The organism is Paenibacillus sp. CECT 9249, assembly GCF_918697855.1.
In the GTDB taxonomy this organism is placed as follows: domain Bacteria; phylum Bacillota; class Bacilli; order Paenibacillales; family Paenibacillaceae; genus MSJ-34.
Window position 1 is genome coordinate 36,922 of sequence record NZ_CAKKLI010000033.1, and the last position, 17,082, is coordinate 54,003.

The window sequence follows — 17,082 nt, forward strand, 5'->3', positions numbered from 1 at the left end:
GTTTACAATCCATGAATATGGCAGGTTTGGATGAAATCTGTTTCTATAGTATGAAATGGGTTTGATCAATAAAACAATTCTTTCTCCCGATGCGTTAAACGGCGGCCGCCGACGTCAACGACCAATTTGCCCGATGCGAGCCCCCATATGCGGGTGGCGTACCGTTCGGCAAGCTCCAGTTGGTGAAACACGACGATCGCTGTCGCTCTTTGCCGCCGGCAAAGCTCGCGCAAATGTTCAAACACGCTTTCCGCCGCTTTCGGGTCAAGTCCGGACGTCGGCTCGTCCGCCAAGATGACGTTCGCGCCATGAACGAGCGCGCGGGCGATCGCTACTCGCTGCCGTTCTCCCCCGCTTAATTGCTCCGCCTTCTGATGCGCTTTGTCGAGCAGGCCGAGCTGTTCGAGCACGTCCATCGCGCCCATATAGTCGTCCGACCGAACCATTCCCGTTGCCATGCGCCAAATCGGAGTTTGATGAAAGCGGCCGATCAGCACGTTTTTCAATGCCGTTCTCGACATGGACAACACCGGATTTTGCTCCAGATAAGCCCATTCTCTGCGAATTTTGCGTTTACCGGACAAGCCGGCGCCGAAAATGTCGATGCCGTCGACATGGAATTTGCCGCCGCTCCATCTGTCCTTTAAAGCGAGACAGCGCAGAAGCGACGTTTTGCCGCTGCCGCTTGCGCCGACGATTCCGATCAATTCGCCGGGCTCGATCGTAAAACTGATATCGTCTAAAACGGTCGTCTGCGGAGGGATTCGTCTTGATAAATGTTCGACTCTAATCATATGACCATTCTCCTTGTTCGGACTTATCTATATATTGAACATAATAGTGGACAATTGACCTTAAAACAAGCCATAATAGTTGAAGAGGTTGTTTTTTAGGAGGGCATACCCGATGGGATACCAGGTTAAAGTGGATTATTCACCGACTTACGAACTATTGAGCAGTTTTTTTGTGTACGCGACGCAAAGGTGGACCCGTAATTTGGATTGGGGCCATCAATGGCTGCAAACTGTGAACGACCGCCTCGACCCTGAATTCGCTCAAGAAATCGCCGATTCGAAACAATGGCCTTTTGCCGATTACGACGTGTTGTATTTGTGGGTTTGCCGAAGGAACCATGCCGACAATATCGAAGAGCATCTGCAGTACTTGGAGCAAAGCGACGAGAAGAGTCTGCATGAGCTAGTGATCCCATACATAGATAATTTGTCCCGGCAGGACATATTGCGAATCCGGAACTCTTACGTTCCTCTGCTTCGCAAATGGTATGAGCAATATTTCCGCGAATTGGAATCGCTGTATAGCCCGCTGCTCGAAGAAGATGCGGCCGAGAAACGGATGCTGCTTGACAAAATGGAACCGGAAGCTTTGGTTGAGTATGCGACGAACGGCGTCGTGCTCGAACTGGCCGACAAGGTGAGCACCGTAATGCTCATTCCGATGCTCCATACGCGGCCGATCAATGCATATTGTTATTACAACGATTTATTGCTCATCCTCTACCCGGTCGATATGCCCGAGTTCGACGAAGATCAGCCGCCGACGAATCTGATCCGGTTTACGAACGCGCTGGCGGACGAAATTCGGTTGCGTATTTTGCGTTTTTTGGCGCAAGATATACGAACGCAAGAAGAAATCGCCGCCGAGACGCAATTAACGAGAGAAACGACCCTTCACCATATTATGATGCTGCGCGCCGCGGGCTTGGTGCGCGTGCATATGGACGGCGAAAAGGAACGGTACAGCATACGCGCGGACGGCATTGCCGAAATGCAGCTGTTTCTGGAATCCTATATCAGGGTCTAACGAGCAAGGAGTGTTTTTATTTGAGGCAACCGGGCCAAACGCAACAAATTTTATTCGATTTGGACGATACGCTAATTTATTGCAATAAGTATTTTATGATCGTTATCGATCAGTTTCTCGATTTGACAGGCACATGGTTTCAAGGCTATGACGTAACGGTCAAGCAAATTCGCGACAAACAAGTCGAGCTTGACGTCGCCGGATTGAACGATACCGGCTTTGTCAGCGATCATTTCCCCCAATCGTTCGTCATGACGTACCGCCATTTTTGCGATTTGACGGGAAGAAGCGCCAATCGCGCAGAGGAAGCGGAATTGTGGAAATTGGGCAGAAGCGTGTACGAACAGCCTGTGGAGGCCTATCCGGGCATGACGGAAACGCTAGGCAGGCTGCTCGAGGCGGGGCATGAGCTGCATTTGTATACGGGCGGCGAGGCGGACATACAGCAACGGAAAATCGACCGCTTGGGGCTCGCCGAATATTTCGGCGAACGGATGTATATCCGGCAGCATAAAAATGCGGATGCGTTGGAGCGGATTTTATCCGAAGGCGGCTTCGACCGGTCCCGTACGTGGATGATCGGCAACTCCCTTCGCACGGACATCGCTCCCGCCTTGCAGGCGGGCATTCACGCCATTCATTTCAAACAGCCGAAAGAATGGAAATATAATGTGATCGAATTCGAATCGACGCCGGAGGACAGTCTTTTTACGGTTACGGCGCTCGAAGAAGTGCCCGGCGTGATCGCATCTTATTTGAAACGGCATGACCGAGCCTGAGGATCGATCCACGGCTCAAATAAGGGCCGAATATTTAAAAAAATGGCATTCCAACGAAGCGTTGGATGCCATTTTTTTAGATTCGATGCATGACCTGCCATTACTCCTGCCGTTCCAACGCCAGCTCGCCCGTATTCGGATCGGCGATCCGCAGTTTCGCCTTATACGAGCTTCCGTCGCCCTCCTTGAACGTCAGAGCCTGCGTAACGCCTTTCTGCAGCAAGGATTTGATCATCGTCTCCGTTAACGGTTTGCCGAAGCTCTCTTTCCAAATGACAAATTTGCAGCCTTCCCGATACCGGTTGCAGCCATAGCCTTTCCGCCCCATAATGATGCGCCCGCCACAGCCGGGACGCGGGCAATCGCCGAAATGCGCCGGCTCCTCGCTCCGCTTGTCCGTCGCCGTATCGCCCTGCGCCCCGGAAACAGCGGCCGCGTGCCGCTCCCCATCGTCCTTGCTTCGCCGCTGCGTTCGGGTTCCCTTGGCGGAACCGCTCTTCTTGCGCGAAACATCCGTCTCGCCTTCCGCGAAAGCTTCCTTCGCCGCCGGACGTTGATATTTAACCTTATCAATAATTAATGTCGTGAACTTTATTACATTTTCCATAAAGCGTTCGTTCGACGCCTCGCCTTTCGAAATTTGATGCAGCCGCCTTTCCCATTGTCCTGTCATTTCGGGAGACGTCAACAGATCGATGCCAGCATGGCGGATCAATTCGACGGCGGTGCGGCCTTTTTGCGTGACCGTAATCCGCTTGCCTTGCATCGTAATATAGCCGACCTGCTTCAATCGCTCGATCGTCGCGGCACGCGTCGCCGGCGTGCCCAGTCCGGCATCCTTCATCGCTTCGCGCAATTCTTCGTTCTCCATCTGCTTTCCGGCGCTTTCCATCGCTTTCAGCAGCGTTCCTTCGGTGTAGGCTTTAGGAGGCTGGGTCGATTTCTCTTTGGCGACGGCTTCCGTACAAACAGTCGGCGCGTTGGCATCGATCTGAAAGGGAACGAGCAGCAGTTGTTCCGCTTCCTCTTCCTCGGCTTCTTTTTTGGCCGCCGGCTTTTTCGGCTTGTCCGGTTTCTGCTCTTCGATGACCGCTTTCCAGCCGAGCAGCAGCAATTCCTTCACATTCGTTTTGAACGTTTCCTGCTCGACTTCGGTCCATAACGCATGCTGTTTATACTCCGCAGGCGGATAGAATTGCGCCAAAAACCGGCGTACGATCAAATCGTATACCTTTTGCTCGTCTGCGCTTAACGCGCCCGCTTTTTTCAGCGTCGGCAAAATCGCGTGATGATCTTCAACCTTGGCGGGATTGCAGACCGCCTTATTGTTCTTATGCACGCGCGAGCGCTCCGCCCCCTCGGCAAGCGGCCCGTACGCCGTCGATTTCAGCATATGCAGCGTTTTGTGCATCGGGTCGATGTTTTGCTCGGTAACATAGTTGGAGTTCGTACGCGGGTATGTAATGACTTTATGCTTTTCATACAACGCCTGCGCCACATCCAACGTTTTTTTGGCGGAGAAGCCGTATTTGGCGTTCGCATCCCGTTGCAAAAGCGTCAAATCGTACAATTTATACGGATATTCCTTCGTTTCCTTCACTTCGTAATTGACAATGCGCGCCGGCTTGCCGGCGACCTTGGCCGCGAGCTGCTGCGCCTGTTCCTGCGACGTAATTCGTTCCCCCTGCCATGTGCCTTGATAGGTCGTGTTCTCCTGCTGGAATTGGGCGATACAATCGTAGAAAGTTAACGACTCGAACGCTTCAATCTCTTTCTGGCGATCATAGATCAACGTTAATACGGGCGTTTGCACTCTTCCGACCGACAACAGCGTACGATGCTTGGTCGTGAAAGCGCGCGACGCGTTCATGCCGATGAGCCAATCCGCTTCGCTTCTGGCGCGCGCCGCCCGGGTCAAATTGTCGAATTCCGCGCCGTCGCGCAATTCGGCGAATCCGCGGCGGATCGTCTCGGCGGTCAAATCGGAAATCCATAGCCGCTTTACCGGCTGGCGGAGCTTCAAATGCTGTTGAATCAGGGCGAATATATATTGCCCTTCCCGCCCGGCATCGCAAGCGTTGACGATCAGGTCGCAGCGCTTGGCCAACTGGCCGATCGTCTTCAATTGGTCTTTCGTTTTCGGATTCGGAACGATGAGGAACCGTTCGGGAATAATCGGAAGATCGTTAAAATTCCATTTTTTATATTTATCGTCGTATAAATCCGGTTCCGCCAGCCCGACCAGATGGCCGATCGCCCACGTAACGATATAGCGCTCCCCTTCCAAGTACGTCCGGTTATTCTTCGCCTTCGGCTCGATCACGGCGGCAATATTCCGCCCCATATCAGGCTTCTCGGCGATCACTAACGTCTTCATTGCCGCGGCAGCTCCTTGCGGCCGCGCACCCGTTCGTAAGTGACGAACGTATGCGGGTATATATTCTTCTCGTCTATCGTCCCGGGAACGGACTCAACGATCCGCCACTCATCCTCGTCCCATTCCGGGAAAAAGGCGTCCCCTCCCGCAAAGGAATGATCGATCTCGGTCACAAGCAGGCGATCCGCGTAAGGCAGCAGCAAACGGTAAATTTCCGCGCCTCCGATCACCATGAGCGGCTCGCGCTCGGCCAGCGCCAGCGCTTCCTCCAACGATCTTACGATCGTGCAGCCTTCATGCCTGAAATCGCGGCTTCGCGTCAATACGACATTCGTCCGGTTCGGCAAAGGCTTGCCGATCGATTCGAACGTTTTGCGCCCCATCAGCACCGTTTTGCCGGAAGTTTGCCGTTTGAAATAGGCCATGTCGGCCGGCAAACGCCATGGAAGCTTGTTATCGACCCCGATCGTTCTGTTCCGGTCCATCGCCCATATTAAAGAAATGCTCATCGTATCGTCCCCTTCTGCTATGTCCGTATTCGCTTATACCGCTACAGGCGCTTTAATGGCGGGATGCGGGTTATAGCCTTCCATTTCGATATCCGGAACGTCAAAATCGAACACCGACTTGATCGAACCGTTCAACCGCAGTTTCGGAAGCTCCCGCGGCTCGCGGCTAAGCTGGGTATGAATCTGATCCAGATGATTGACGTATATATGCGCGTCGCCGAGCGTATGCACGAACTCCCCTACATCCAATCCGCATTCATGCGCAATCATATGCGTCAAGAGCGAATAGCTGGCGATGTTGAACGGGATGCCAAGGAAAATGTCTCCGCTTCTTTGGTACAATTGGCAAGACAGCTTGCCGTTTGCGACATAAAACTGAAACAGCGTATGGCAAGGCGGAAGCGCCATCGAAGGAACGTCCTCCGGGGACCAGGCGGTAACGATTAATCTTCGCGAATCGGGATTGCGCTTGATCGCATCGATCACACCTTGCAACTGATCGATCGTGTCGCCTTGCGACGTTTTCCAGTTTCTCCATTGTTTGCCGTATATGTCGCCCAATTCGCCGAACTGCGCGGCGAACGCGTCGTCTTCCAATATGCGCCGCTTGAAGCTTTCCATCTGTTCTTCGTATAACAGGTTGAATTCCGGGTCCTCCTGCGAGCGCAATCCGAAGTTCGTCATGTCCGGTCCTTCGTATTGCGGACTTTCGACCCATCTTTTGAAAGCCCATTCGTTCCATATATTGTTGTTATGCCGAAGCAAATAGCGAATATTCGTATCCCCTTTAATGAACCAGAGCAATTCGCTCGATATGAGCCTGAACGGCACTCTCTTGGTCGTGAGCAACGGAAACCCTTCGTTCAAGTCGAATCTCATCTGGTAGCCGAAGACGGATACCGTCCCCGTACCGGTACGATCGTCTTTCCTCGTCCCATGCTCCAACACATGCTTTAACAAATCGATATATTGTTGCTCGCTTCTGCTCATCTTTCGCGCACCCTCCATTGCCGTTTCTCAATATCACCAATACAGATAGTGTACCATGCCGGTCCCGAACTGTTAACCGGCTAATCCGCCGACCTCCGCTTTTTGCGCATCGCATAACGCTCCATGGCGGACCGATGCAATTGAATCTCTTCCTCCGTCTCCGGAATAACGGCGGGAACCGGGGACGGCTTGCCGTTTTCGTCCAAAGCTACAAAAGTAAGCAAAGCGGTCACGGTCAGTGTGCGTTCGCCGGTCAGTAAATCTTCCGCATATACTTTCGCGTACGCTTCCATCGAGCTTCGATGCGTCCAGGTCACGCACGCTTCGATCTCGATCGCTTGCCCGACGCGAATCGGAGCGATAAAATCCAGATGATCGCTCGAAGCGGTCACGACCGGCCGGCGCGCATGGCGCATACAAGCGATCGCAGCCAATTTGTCGATATACTCCATCACTTTGCCGCCGAACATCGTGCCATGCATATTCGTATCCGACGGGAAGACCAGCTGCGTCAGAATCGAACGCGAGCTGCCCACCGTTTTCGGTTGCAGCGCTTCCATGCGAAAACCCCCTTTTATAGCGTAGACAAAGAAAAAGGTCTTCGCATGCCGCGTCAAGACCTCTTCTCTATTGTAACGGAACGATGCGGAATTTTCCACACTTTCGCATCGGCATCCGGTATGCAAAAAAAAGGGGTTGCCCCTTCTTCGTTCGGCACGAGAAAGGGCAGCCCTCTGTGTTGAAATTCGCGTTTATTACCTTACGATCGTATGAATCGGATGGCCCAATGCCGTTTCCGAAGCTTCCATAACGAGCTCGCCGAGCGTCGGATGCGCATGAATGGTAAGAGCGATATCTTCGAGCGTCGCTCCCATCTCGATGGCAAGGGCGATTTCGGAGATCAGGTTGGAAGCCTCGATGCCGACGATTTGTCCGCCAAGGATAAGTCCGGTATCCGCATCGGCAACGATTTTGACGAAACCGTCTGCGCCGTTCAGCGATACGGCTCGGCCGTTCCCCGCATAAGGGAATTTGCCGACTTTCGTTTTATATCCTTTCTCCTTCGCTTCCGCTTCGTTATAACCTACGCTGGAGCATTCGGGATCGGTGAAGCATACCGCCGGAATACATTTGTAATCTACGACGCTAGGCATGCCGGCAATCGCTTCGGCCGCCACTTTGCCTTCATAAGACGCCTTATGCGCAAGCGCGAGGCCTGGAACGATATCGCCAATCGCGAAAATATGCGGAATGTTCGTGCGTCCTTGGTTGTCGACTTCGATTAAGCCGCGATCCGTCATTTTAATGCCGATCAGATCGAGTCCGAGCTCGCCGTCCGTATTCGGGCGGCGTCCGACCGTCACGAGCAAGTATTCGGCGGTTACTTCCTTCTCTTCCCCGCCTACCGTAAATTTCACGGTTACGTCTTTCTCGGTTTGCGTAGCGCTTTGCGCTTGGGCGCTTGTATGAATTTCGAACCCGCTTTTCTCCATTTTCTTCTGAACGAGTCTTGTCAATTCTTTGTCGAAGCCCGGCAGCACCGTTTCGGCGCCTTCGATGATCGTAATTTTCGTTCCGAACTTCGCGAACATTTGGCTTAATTCCGCCCCGATATAGCCGCCGCCGATCACGATCATGCTTTTCGGCAACTCTTGCAATTCGAGCGCCTCGGTCGAGGACAGAATGCGGCCGCCGTACGGGAATGCTTTCAATTCGATCGGACGCGAACCTGTAGCGATGATGCAATTTTTGAAACGGTAGCGCGGCGACTCCTGTTCGTTGAACACGCGCGCTTCGTTTTCATTGATAAACATCGCTTCGCCTTGGAACATCTGCACCTTGTTCCCTTTGAGCAAAGCGGACACGCCGCCGGACATCTTGTTCACGACGCCCTGTTTAAATTCCTGCACTTTGGCAAAATCCACTCTCACATTATCCATTGTAATTCCGTAATGCGAGGCGTGATTGGCCGATTCATATTGATGCGCCGCGGAAATGAGCGCCTTCGACGGAATACAGCCGCGGTTCAAGCAAACGCCGCCCCAATCCGACTTGTCGACGATCAATACGCTTTGTCCCAATTGCGCGGCGCGGATCGCGGCGACATAACCGCCGGGACCTGCACCGATAACCAATGTGTCAATATCTAAAGAAGCATCTCCTACTACCATGATTACACCTCCATAACGAGCAATTCCGGATTAGCAAGCAACGATTTGATGTAGTTCAGGAAGTTTTGCGCTGTCGCCCCGTCGATGATGCGGTGGTCGTAGCTTAAGGAAAGTGCCATGACCGGCGCCACCACGATTTCTCCGTTTTTCACGACAGGTTTTTCCGAGATGCGACCGGTACCGAGAATGGCCACTTCCGGGAAGTTGATGATCGGCGTGAAGAACATGCCGCCGGCGGAACCGATATTCGTAATCGTAATTGTGCCGCCTTTCATTTCGTTCGGGCCGAGCTTGCCTTCGCGGCCGCGAGTCGCCAAATCTTTAATATCGTTTGCGATCATCCAGATGCTGCGGCGGTCGGCGTCCTTAATGACCGGTACGATCAAGCCGTTGTCCGTATCGGTCGCAATGCCGATATTGTAATATTTTTTGTACACGATCTCGTTGTTTTCCTCGTCGATCATCGCGTTCATGGCCGGGAACTGGCGGCATGCCGCAACGAGCGCTTTGACGATAAACGGCAAATACGTTACTTTGATGCCTTTCTTCTCGGCGATCGGCTTCATGCGGGTGCGGAATTCCACCAATTCCGTGACGTCCACCTCGTCCATATGCGTAACATGCGGCGCCGTATAAGCGGATTTCACCATCGCATTGGAGATGGCTTTGCGGATGCCTTTGAACGGTACCCGTTCTTCTTCGGCGCGCGCATCGACAACGGCCGCTTGAGCAGGGGCCTTCGCTTCCGCAGCTTGTTCCGCCGGAGCTGCCGCAGGCGCTGCTGCGCCTCCTTGCGCGAATCGCTCCACGTCTTCGCGCGTAATTTTGCCGTTCTTGCCCGTTCCGGTCACTTCGGCGATATTGACGCCTTGCTCGCGCGCGAATTTGCGGACGCTTGGCGTTGCCAGCACTTCCTTCGCGCTGACTGCCGCAGGCGCAGCCGCTGCCGTCGCTTCAGCCGGTGCTGCCGGAGCCGGTTCGGCCGCCGCAGGCGCGGGAGCCTCCTCCGCCGGAGCGGCTTGTTCCGGAATATCCCCTTCCGCATCGATGATGGCGACGACTTCGCCCATATGGCATACTTGTCCGTCTTTCGCCAACACTTCAAGCACTTTGCCGTTTACCGGGCAAGGCACTTCGACGATCGCCTTATCGTTTTGCACTTCCATGATGATGTCTTCGTCAGTGACCGTATCGCCCGGTTTAATGTGCATTTTAATAATTTCGCCTTCATGCAGGCCTTCGCCCAATTCCGGGAAACGATATTCAAATTTCGCCACGATCAAAACCCTCCTTAACGTTTTCCGAAGGAATACTTCGTCAGCATATGCTTATTCGTTCTAGTTTATTAGAAATCCAATACTTTATTGAGAGCCGCAACGATCCGTGCCGGCGTAGGAAGCCATTGGTCTTCGATTTGCGCGAACGGATATACCGTATCCGGTCCGGCAACGCGAAGCACCGGCGCTTCCAGGTGCAGAATCGCGTGTTCGTTGATTTGCGCAATAATTTCCGCAGCGGCGCCGGACGTTTTTTGCGCTTCTTGCACGACGATGCAGCGGTTCGTTTTCTTGATCGATTTGACGATCGTTTCGATATCGAGCGGCATTAATGTGCGCAGGTCGATGACTTCCGCTTTGATGCCGCGCGTTTTCTCGATTTCGTCAGCCGCTTTTTGCGCCGTATGCACCATCAGGCCGTAGGCGAGAATCGTAACGTCCGCACCTTCGCGCACGACGTTCGCTTTGCCGATTTCTACCGTATACGCGTCTTCCGGCACTTCCGCCCGGAACGCATGATATAAGTTCAAATGCTCCATGAAGAAGACCGGGTCGTTGTCGCGAATCGCGGAAATAAGCAGCCCTTTCGCATCGTAAGGATTGGAAGGGATCACGACTTTAATTCCCGGCGTTTGCAGCGCCAATCCTTCAAGCGAATCGGTATGCAGTTCCGCCGCTTTGACCCCGCCGCCGAACGGCGTACGGAATACAATCGGGCTATGGTAACGGCCGCCGGAACGATAACGCATCCGTGCCGCTTGTACGAACATTTGATCCAGCGCTTCATAGATAAAGCCGACAAACTGAATTTCCGCTACCGGGCGGAAACCTTGAATTCCCAGACCGACGGCCATCCCCGCAATCGCGGATTCCGCCAGCGGCGTATCGAATACGCGATTTTCGCCGAACTCTTTCTGCAAGCCTTCGGTAGCGCGGAATACGCCGCCGACATGACCTACGTCTTCCCCGAATACGACGACGTTCGGATCGTTCTTCAATTCAACGCGCATCGCGTCGCGAATCGCTTCTTTCATATTCATTTGTGCCATTGTAGTTTGTCCTCCTTTTTCCCCTTATTGAAAATCCGCTTTTTGCTCTTCCAAATGAGGAGGCGTATGCTCGAACATGCTGTCGATCAAACCGGCTACCGTCATTTTTTCCGTAGCTTCCGCTTTTTTGATTTGCTCGTTCACTTTCGCTTTCGCTTCTTCTTTTACGCGGGCCGTTTCTTCTTCCGACCAAAGCCCTTTTTTCTCCAAATATTTGCCGAAACGAACGAGCGGATCGCGAACGCTCCATTCCGCCTCTTCTTCTTTCGTACGGTATTTCGTCGTATCGTCCGCCATCGAGTGCGGCCGGAAACGGTACGTAATCCCTTCGATCAGCGTCGCTCCTTCGCCGCCCCGGGCGCGTTCCGCCGCTTCTTGCACCGCCGCAATCACGGCAAGCACGTCCATTCCGTCGACCTGCACGCCTTTAATGCCCGCCGCAACCGCTTTATGCGCGATCGATTGAGCAGCCGTTTGCTTGGCGAACGGCGTCGTAATCGCATAACCGTTATTTTGCACGAAGAAAATAACAGGCAGATTAAATGCGCCGGCAAAGTTCAACCCTTCATAGAAGTCGCCCTCGGAGGAACCGCCGTCGCCTGTATACGTAATGGCTACATTTTTTTGATTTTTCAGCTTGAAGCCCATTGCAATGCCCATCGCGTGCAAAATTTGCGCGCCGATAATAATTTGCGGCATCAATACGTTGACGCCTTCCGGAATTTGCCCGCCGTGCTGATGGCCGCGGGAGTACAGGAACGCTTGATACAGCGGCAAACCGTGCCATACGATTTGCGGCATGTCGCGGTAACCCGGACAAATGAAATCTTCTTTATTTAAAGCATATTCACTGCCGACCATGGTCGCTTCTTGTCCCGATACAGGCGCGTAAAAGCCGAGACGACCTTGGCGGCCTAAATTAACGGCACGCTCATCCCATGTTCTTGTAAAGACCATGCGATACATAATTTCTTTTAACTGATCGTCGGAGAGTTTCGGCATTTTCGCTTTGTTAATGATTTCTCCGTCGGGAGACAATACGGACAAAGCTTCAACCGGATCCGCATGCACTTCATAAGAAAGCTTGCTCATGTTCTTCACCTCTAATGAATTTGAATTTCATGTTACGCTGTTATAGAATTATTATATACCTGTTATAAGAGTTTGGTCAAAATATATCGTGGAAAAACTATAATTTTTCTTTTTTGTATGTATAACAGTATACAAAAATCGACTAGAACAGCTTAATACAAACTTGAATAAATTGTGAAATGAACAGGATATCATCCCTATAGTTTCCTAAATGACTAAAAATAAAACGAAAAAGGTGGAAATGATGACGGAAGAACGATATTTAAAACGTACGATTATAAAAGAAGAGTTGACGAGCGGATTTCTTCAAGAAGAACGAACGGCCAGAGTATACTTGCCGCCGGGATATCAGGAACTGCTCAGTTATCCTGTCGTGTACTGCCAGGACGGAGAGGATTTTTTCAATTTCGGCCGGATCGCCACGATTGCGAATCAATTAATTTTGGATGAAGATATCGAACCGTTCATCATCGTCGGCGCCGATGTCGACAAGCGGAAGCGCACCTCGGAATATTCGCCGGACGGAGAGCGTTTTGCCGATTATGTACGCTTTTTTGCCGAAGAACTGGTCCCTTATATGGAGGCAAAATATCCGATCCGCTCCTCCGGCGCAGAACGCATTCTCGCGGGAGATTCGCTGGGCGGGACAGTCTCGGTTCATATCGCGCTTCATTATCCCGATCTGTTCCGGCGCGTCATCTCCCTGTCCGGCGCATTCTATCCGGCTTCGCAGGAGCGGATCGCCGCCGCGGCCGATTTATCCTGGCTGCGCATGTATATGCTCGTCGGGTTGCAAGAGACGGCTTTCGAAACCGACCGCGGGGTTTTCGATTTCGTCGACTTGAACCGGAAGACGCGGGATTTGTTGGCCGGAAGGAACGCCGATCTGCATTACTTGGAAAAAGACGGCCGGCATCTATGGGGTTTCTGGCAGCAGCAATTGCCCGATGCGCTGTCCTATTTCCTGCGGTAAATCCCAACCCCCAATAAAACAGCGGCAGCATTGGACGAGAAATGAAAGTCCTAGACTACCGCTGTTTTATTGAGCAATGGTTTTATTACACAGCGAATGCAGTCCACAGCATCGAAAGACCTGAACATAAGAGGAGACCATCCAATACATATCGGAATGAGGCAATACTCATACGCTTCACTATTCTCTTGGCGACGAACGTGCCAAGCATGAGAGAGGCACCTATCATAACACCCTGTAAAATCAATTCGATCGGAAGTGCTCCGAGCTCTTGGAAAGTCACAACTTTGCTGCTATAAAGTGCAAGTGAACTAGCAGCTTCCGTAGAAAGAAATGCTCCTTTCATCAATCCATAGGAAGTAAATGCCGGGACGCTTAGAGGGCCGGTTGAAAGGACGATTCCGGTCAAATAGCCGATAAATCCGCCGGCGATGGAAAGCTGCCATAAGGAAATATGTTTTTTGCGTGCATCAAGCCAATGCCTTAAAGGAATCATAGCCAGAAAAAAGATGCCCAGTCCAATATCGACAATATGCACTGGCAATACCCACAAAGTACTAGCTCCCATCGCTGCGGCAGGTACGCCTGTAACGGAGTATGCGGCAAAAGCCTTCCAATTGATTTCACGCCACCAGGCAATTACCCTTGAAATATTGGCCATGACAGCAGCGACTGCCATGATGGGTACAGCTTGCTTTGGGCCAAATGTAAATACCAGAACAGGCAATAACATGATGGATGAGCCTGTTCCTATAACGCCACTTACTGTCCCTGCCGCCAACCCTGCAAGTAATACAAATAAATATCCTCCCAATCGCAACACTCCCAAAAATCTTTACCATTCACATCAGCACGGCTAATTCTCCTCCGCCACAGCGATAACCTCCCTTGCTGCTTCTATGAAAGATAATATGATGGGTGAGAGCCACTTATCTTTATGCCATAACATCTGTGTATGCACGTGCAAATCCGGAATTTGCCATGGAAGAGCAACAAGCTCGCCCCGTTCAACTTCGGCTTTCGCTGTTATTTCAGGAAGAAAGGCAATACCGATTCCCGTAATTGCACATTGTTTAATGGCTTCGGCATTTTGAAACTCTAAATACGTAATACTATCAATGCCCTCTTTCTCAAATTGCCGGTCAAACATGGTTCGATAGGTACAACCTTTTTCATTCGTCAGGAACACTTCTTCGTGAAAATCTTCCAGCTTTAGTGTTGTTCGTTTCGCGAGCGGATGGTCCGGAGCGGCGAAAAAGCGGAAAGTTTCTTCCACCAACGGCTCCACCGCAAGTCCGCTTGAGCGAATGGGTTCGTCCAACATAAAGACGACATCCGCGGTTCCCTCAAAGAGCGTATGCTTGAGCTCTTGATTTGGAACGGAGCGGAAGATGAGACGAACTCCCGGATGGCGCGAACGAAATAGGCGAAAGACTACGGGAAGCCGATAGGCGCAAAGAACCTCGTTGGCACTTACCGTTAGGGTGCCGCTTAAATTCCCATCGTCATGAACGACGCTGCGGGCTTCGTCCAATTTATTTAGAACGCCTTGGATATGAGTTAAAAAGCGTTTACCCGCAGTTGTGATAACAAGCTGCTTGCCCAAGCGGTCGAAGAGGCGAACACCAAGCTCATCCTCCAATGCTTTTATTTGCATCGTGACGTTGGAGGGGACGTAGTTCAGCACTTCCGCGGCCCGACTGAAATTTAAAGTGGATGCAACCGTGCGGAACGTAATCAGTTGGCGCAATTCCATCATACAATCCCCCTTTAACTTTCAATAATATTGAATACTAATTTGAATATCATTCACTTTTATTGAGGATATCACAGGCCTATACTAAGTACAAGAAATACATTTCAAATGTGGTTTCATTTTGAAGGGAGCGACAACACGATGGATTATGAGATTTTTGATTTGGGTGACGTGACCCTGCAATCAGGAGTGACGTTGCCGAGCGCTTTTCTTGCTTATAAGACTTATGGAAGATTGAATGAAAAAAAAGATAATGTCATCGTCTATCCAACGGCTTTTGGCGATCAGCATGTTCAGAACGAATGGTTGATTGGAAACGGCATGGCGCTAGATCCGCGAAAATATTTCATTATCGTTCCAAATCTGCTGGGCAACGGATTATCTTCGTCTCCCAGTAACACGCCTCCCCCATTCGACCGGGCTAATTTTCCGCAGGTAACCATCTATGACAACGTTAAATTACAGCATCGACTGGTGGCCGAAAAATTCGGCATTCAAAAGATCGCTCTCGTCGTTGGATGGTCCATGGGAGGCATTCAAGCTTTCCAATGGGGGGCAAGTTATCCGGAAATGGTAGAACGAATTGCACCTTTCGCCGGAGTTGCCAAGACTTGGCCCCATACGTATGTGGTTCTGGAAGGAATGAAAGCTCCGCTCATGGCTGCAGCCCGCTTCGATTCAAGCAAACTAAGCCAGTTGACTTCTGCAGACATGCGCGCCGTTGGCCGTGTCTATGCGGGATGGGGCTTATCGCAGGCGTTTTACAGAGAGGAACTTTATCGTGAGCTGGGATATGACTCATTGGAAGATTTTGTCGCTGGCGTCTGGGAAGATACCTTTATGAAGCTAGATCCGCACAATGTATTGGCCATGTTGTGGACAGGCCAACATGCAGATATTAGCGCAAACCCCTCCTATAACGGAGATTTCGATAAAGCGCTGGGAAGCATTAAAGCACTTGCCTGCGTCATGCCAGGGAGCACGGATCTTTTCTGCTCGGCGGACGATAACGAATACGAGGCCAGCCTTATGCCTAATGCTGTTTTTCATCCTATCGATTCGATCTGGGGCCATATTGCCGGGCGGGGAATCAACACTGCCGATAATAATTTTATTGATGACAATCTAAAACGCTTGTTGTCGCTTAGTACAAACGGTTAGATCATCCCTGCCCGATCGTATTTTGAGGTCGCCGGAACTTACTGGTCGACCTCCTTTTTGTGTAGTCGTGCTTGCTGAGCAATTCTGCCCGTTAGTTTAATGCCATCGCCAATCTATTGACACCAGCGGACTCTATTTGGGCAAAATCGCACCGGCGTTGCATTAAATCTTCTAGCTGGGATGCGGTACCATGGAAATATAACGGATTTCCGAGGTCTTATTTTTGAATTCCAGTCAAATATTTGGAATTAACGGATTTTCGAACCGTTAACATGTCGCGATCGGCTGAGAATCCTTGGTTTTGTGAAGTTTCGACAAAAATATAGCCCTCAAAATCCGCTAACTCCGCCAAAATTGCGTTATTGGATCAAATAAGGCCTCCAAAATCCGTTAACCTTGTTTTCCGTTACAAATTTTGAGCAAAAAAACTCTATAAGAAGCCTATCGCCGGCAAAAGGCGGCAGACAGATCGCCTCTGCCTGCCGCCTTTCTTCCCGAGACCGCTTCCTCTCAGTCTTCCCGCTGCAACGATTCGCGTTCGCAAATATGCTGCAGCAATCGCTCGCATCCTTCGTTGACCAATTCATACGTTTCCTCGAAATTACCGGTATAATACGGATCCGGCACTTCGCGCATCGGATGCTCAGGTACGTAGTCCATCATCCGCACGATTTGCGAATGCCGTTCGCCCCCCGGAATGCTGCGCACGTTGCTCACGTTCGAATCGTCCATGCAGACGATATAATCGAACTTCCCGAAATCCGCACTTTCCAATTTGCGCGCCTTCATTCCTTCATAAGAAATGCTATGCTTGCGCAAAATCCGGCGCGTCCCCTCATGCGGTTCCTTGCCGATATGCCAGCTTCCCGTTCCGGCGGAATCCGCCGCGATCGCGCCGCTCAGCCCTTTCGCTTCGACTTTGGCGCGGAAAATCGCTTCGGCCATCGGCGAACGGCATATATTTCCCAAACATACGAATAATACTTTAATCATTTTCATATCTCCTCGTATAGTATCTTTTGAAAGCTCTTATAGGTTAGTTTCCATCCCCTGAGGGGGATGGAAAACGGCCTCGAAATTTCCAGGCTCGTTCTTTGAAAATTTCATCTGGGACTGGACTTTCCGGC

At 51.4% G+C, this 17,082-nt stretch carries 16 protein-coding genes; 4 read left to right on the plus strand and 12 right to left on the minus strand.

All coding sequences use genetic code 11. From position 1 onward, the window contains the following. Positions 1 to 65: 65 nt before the first annotated feature. Complete coding sequence (locus LQ229_RS19470; protein WP_216538927.1) at positions 66 to 794, minus strand: ATP-binding cassette domain-containing protein; 729 nt, start codon at positions 792 to 794, stop codon at positions 66 to 68. Positions 795 to 906: 112 nt separating this feature from the next. Between LQ229_RS19470 and LQ229_RS19475 the strand changes: the two genes are divergently transcribed. After that, positions 907 to 1,821, plus strand: a complete 915-nt coding sequence (locus tag LQ229_RS19475) for a winged helix-turn-helix domain-containing protein (protein WP_216538926.1) — start codon at positions 907 to 909, stop codon at positions 1,819 to 1,821. A 20-nt stretch (positions 1,822 to 1,841) separates the two neighbouring features. Then, positions 1,842 to 2,600 (plus strand): HAD family hydrolase, encoded by a 759-nt coding sequence (locus LQ229_RS19480; RefSeq protein WP_216538925.1) that lies wholly within the window; start codon positions 1,842 to 1,844, stop codon positions 2,598 to 2,600. Positions 2,601 to 2,700: 100 nt separating this feature from the next. Here LQ229_RS19480 and LQ229_RS19485 read toward each other — a convergent pair whose 3' ends face one another. The 8 genes from LQ229_RS19485 to pdhA all read right to left on the minus strand — a co-directional run bounded on the left by LQ229_RS19485 (position 2,701) and on the right by pdhA (position 12,065). After that, positions 2,701 to 4,977: a type IA DNA topoisomerase gene (locus LQ229_RS19485; RefSeq protein WP_216538924.1), complete on the minus strand. Its 2,277-nt coding sequence runs from the start codon at positions 4,975 to 4,977 to the stop codon at positions 2,701 to 2,703. Beyond that, positions 4,974 to 5,486, minus strand: coding sequence for a dihydrofolate reductase (locus tag LQ229_RS19490; protein WP_216538923.1), 513 nt, complete (start codon positions 5,484 to 5,486; stop codon positions 4,974 to 4,976). The genes LQ229_RS19485 and LQ229_RS19490 overlap by 4 nt, the downstream gene beginning before the upstream one ends. Before the next feature lie 33 nt (positions 5,487 to 5,519). After that, entirely contained in the window at positions 5,520 to 6,476 is a 957-nt protein-coding gene (locus tag LQ229_RS19495; protein WP_216538922.1) for a thymidylate synthase, read from the minus strand. 80 nt (positions 6,477 to 6,556) lie between these two features. Beyond that, positions 6,557 to 7,036, minus strand: coding sequence for an acyl-CoA thioesterase (locus LQ229_RS19500; protein WP_216538921.1), 480 nt, complete (start codon positions 7,034 to 7,036; stop codon positions 6,557 to 6,559). Between the two features lie 195 nt (positions 7,037 to 7,231). Continuing rightward, positions 7,232 to 8,647 carry a dihydrolipoyl dehydrogenase gene (gene lpdA, locus LQ229_RS19505; protein WP_216538920.1) on the minus strand — a complete coding sequence of 472 codons (1,416 nt, stop codon included), beginning with the start codon at positions 8,645 to 8,647 and terminating at the stop codon, positions 7,232 to 7,234. A gap of 2 nt (positions 8,648 to 8,649) precedes the next feature. Further along, positions 8,650 to 9,924 carry a dihydrolipoamide acetyltransferase family protein gene (locus LQ229_RS19510; protein ID WP_216538919.1) on the minus strand — a complete coding sequence of 425 codons (1,275 nt, stop codon included), beginning with the start codon at positions 9,922 to 9,924 and terminating at the stop codon, positions 8,650 to 8,652. A gap of 68 nt (positions 9,925 to 9,992) precedes the next feature. Further along, complete coding sequence (locus tag LQ229_RS19515; RefSeq protein WP_216538918.1) at positions 9,993 to 10,973, minus strand: alpha-ketoacid dehydrogenase subunit beta; 981 nt, start codon at positions 10,971 to 10,973, stop codon at positions 9,993 to 9,995. A gap of 24 nt (positions 10,974 to 10,997) precedes the next feature. Then, entirely contained in the window at positions 10,998 to 12,065 is a 1,068-nt protein-coding gene (gene pdhA / locus LQ229_RS19520) for a pyruvate dehydrogenase (acetyl-transferring) E1 component subunit alpha (RefSeq protein ID WP_216538917.1), read from the minus strand. Between the two features lie 244 nt (positions 12,066 to 12,309). Here pdhA and LQ229_RS19525 point away from each other — a divergent pair, with 244 nt between their 5' ends. Next, complete coding sequence (locus tag LQ229_RS19525; protein WP_216538990.1) at positions 12,310 to 13,038, plus strand: alpha/beta hydrolase-fold protein; 729 nt, start codon at positions 12,310 to 12,312, stop codon at positions 13,036 to 13,038. Between the two features lie 85 nt (positions 13,039 to 13,123). Here the strand turns inward: LQ229_RS19525 and LQ229_RS19530 are convergent, their stop codons facing one another. Next, positions 13,124 to 13,852 (minus strand): sulfite exporter TauE/SafE family protein, encoded by a 729-nt coding sequence (locus tag LQ229_RS19530; protein ID WP_216538916.1) that lies wholly within the window; start codon positions 13,850 to 13,852, stop codon positions 13,124 to 13,126. Between the two features lie 42 nt (positions 13,853 to 13,894). Further along, positions 13,895 to 14,794 carry a LysR family transcriptional regulator gene (locus LQ229_RS19535; RefSeq protein WP_216538989.1) on the minus strand — a complete coding sequence of 300 codons (900 nt, stop codon included), beginning with the start codon at positions 14,792 to 14,794 and terminating at the stop codon, positions 13,895 to 13,897. Between the two features lie 141 nt (positions 14,795 to 14,935). Here LQ229_RS19535 and LQ229_RS19540 point away from each other — a divergent pair, with 141 nt between their 5' ends. Then, the gene (locus tag LQ229_RS19540; protein ID WP_216538915.1) at positions 14,936 to 15,955 is read left to right on the plus strand and encodes an alpha/beta fold hydrolase; all 1,020 of its coding nucleotides are present in this window, start codon (positions 14,936 to 14,938) and stop codon (positions 15,953 to 15,955) included. A gap of 510 nt (positions 15,956 to 16,465) precedes the next feature. Here the strand turns inward: LQ229_RS19540 and LQ229_RS19545 are convergent. Further along, positions 16,466 to 16,948, minus strand: a complete 483-nt coding sequence (locus LQ229_RS19545) for a low molecular weight protein-tyrosine-phosphatase (protein ID WP_230192622.1) — start codon at positions 16,946 to 16,948, stop codon at positions 16,466 to 16,468. Positions 16,949 to 17,082 lie beyond the last annotated feature (134 nt).

What these genes read in the sequence shown, in the direction of transcription:
- LQ229_RS19515 (WP_216538918.1), bottom strand. Translation starts at nt 10,973, where the DNA reads ATGGCACAAATGAATATGAAAGAAGCGATTCGCGACGCGATGCGCGTT.
- LQ229_RS19540 (WP_216538915.1), top strand. Translation starts at nt 14,936, where the DNA reads ATGGATTATGAGATTTTTGATTTGGGTGACGTGACCCTGCAATCAGGA.
- LQ229_RS19495 (WP_216538922.1), bottom strand. Translation starts at nt 6,476, where the DNA reads ATGAGCAGAAGCGAGCAACAATATATCGATTTGTTAAAGCATGTGTTG.
- LQ229_RS19470 (WP_216538927.1), bottom strand. Translation starts at nt 794, where the DNA reads ATGATTAGAGTCGAACATTTATCAAGACGAATCCCTCCGCAGACGACC.
- LQ229_RS19485 (WP_216538924.1), bottom strand. Translation starts at nt 4,977, where the DNA reads ATGAAGACGTTAGTGATCGCCGAGAAGCCTGATATGGGGCGGAATATT.
- LQ229_RS19490 (WP_216538923.1), bottom strand. Translation starts at nt 5,486, where the DNA reads ATGAGCATTTCTTTAATATGGGCGATGGACCGGAACAGAACGATCGGG.
- LQ229_RS19525 (WP_216538990.1), top strand. Translation starts at nt 12,310, where the DNA reads ATGACGGAAGAACGATATTTAAAACGTACGATTATAAAAGAAGAGTTG.
- lpdA (WP_216538920.1), bottom strand. Translation starts at nt 8,647, where the DNA reads ATGGTAGTAGGAGATGCTTCTTTAGATATTGACACATTGGTTATCGGT.
- LQ229_RS19545 (WP_230192622.1), bottom strand. Translation starts at nt 16,948, where the DNA reads ATGATTAAAGTATTATTCGTATGTTTGGGAAATATATGCCGTTCGCCG.
- LQ229_RS19535 (WP_216538989.1), bottom strand. Translation starts at nt 14,794, where the DNA reads ATGGAATTGCGCCAACTGATTACGTTCCGCACGGTTGCATCCACTTTA.
- LQ229_RS19475 (WP_216538926.1), top strand. Translation starts at nt 907, where the DNA reads ATGGGATACCAGGTTAAAGTGGATTATTCACCGACTTACGAACTATTG.
- pdhA (WP_216538917.1), bottom strand. Translation starts at nt 12,065, where the DNA reads ATGAGCAAGCTTTCTTATGAAGTGCATGCGGATCCGGTTGAAGCTTTG.
- LQ229_RS19500 (WP_216538921.1), bottom strand. Translation starts at nt 7,036, where the DNA reads ATGGAAGCGCTGCAACCGAAAACGGTGGGCAGCTCGCGTTCGATTCTG.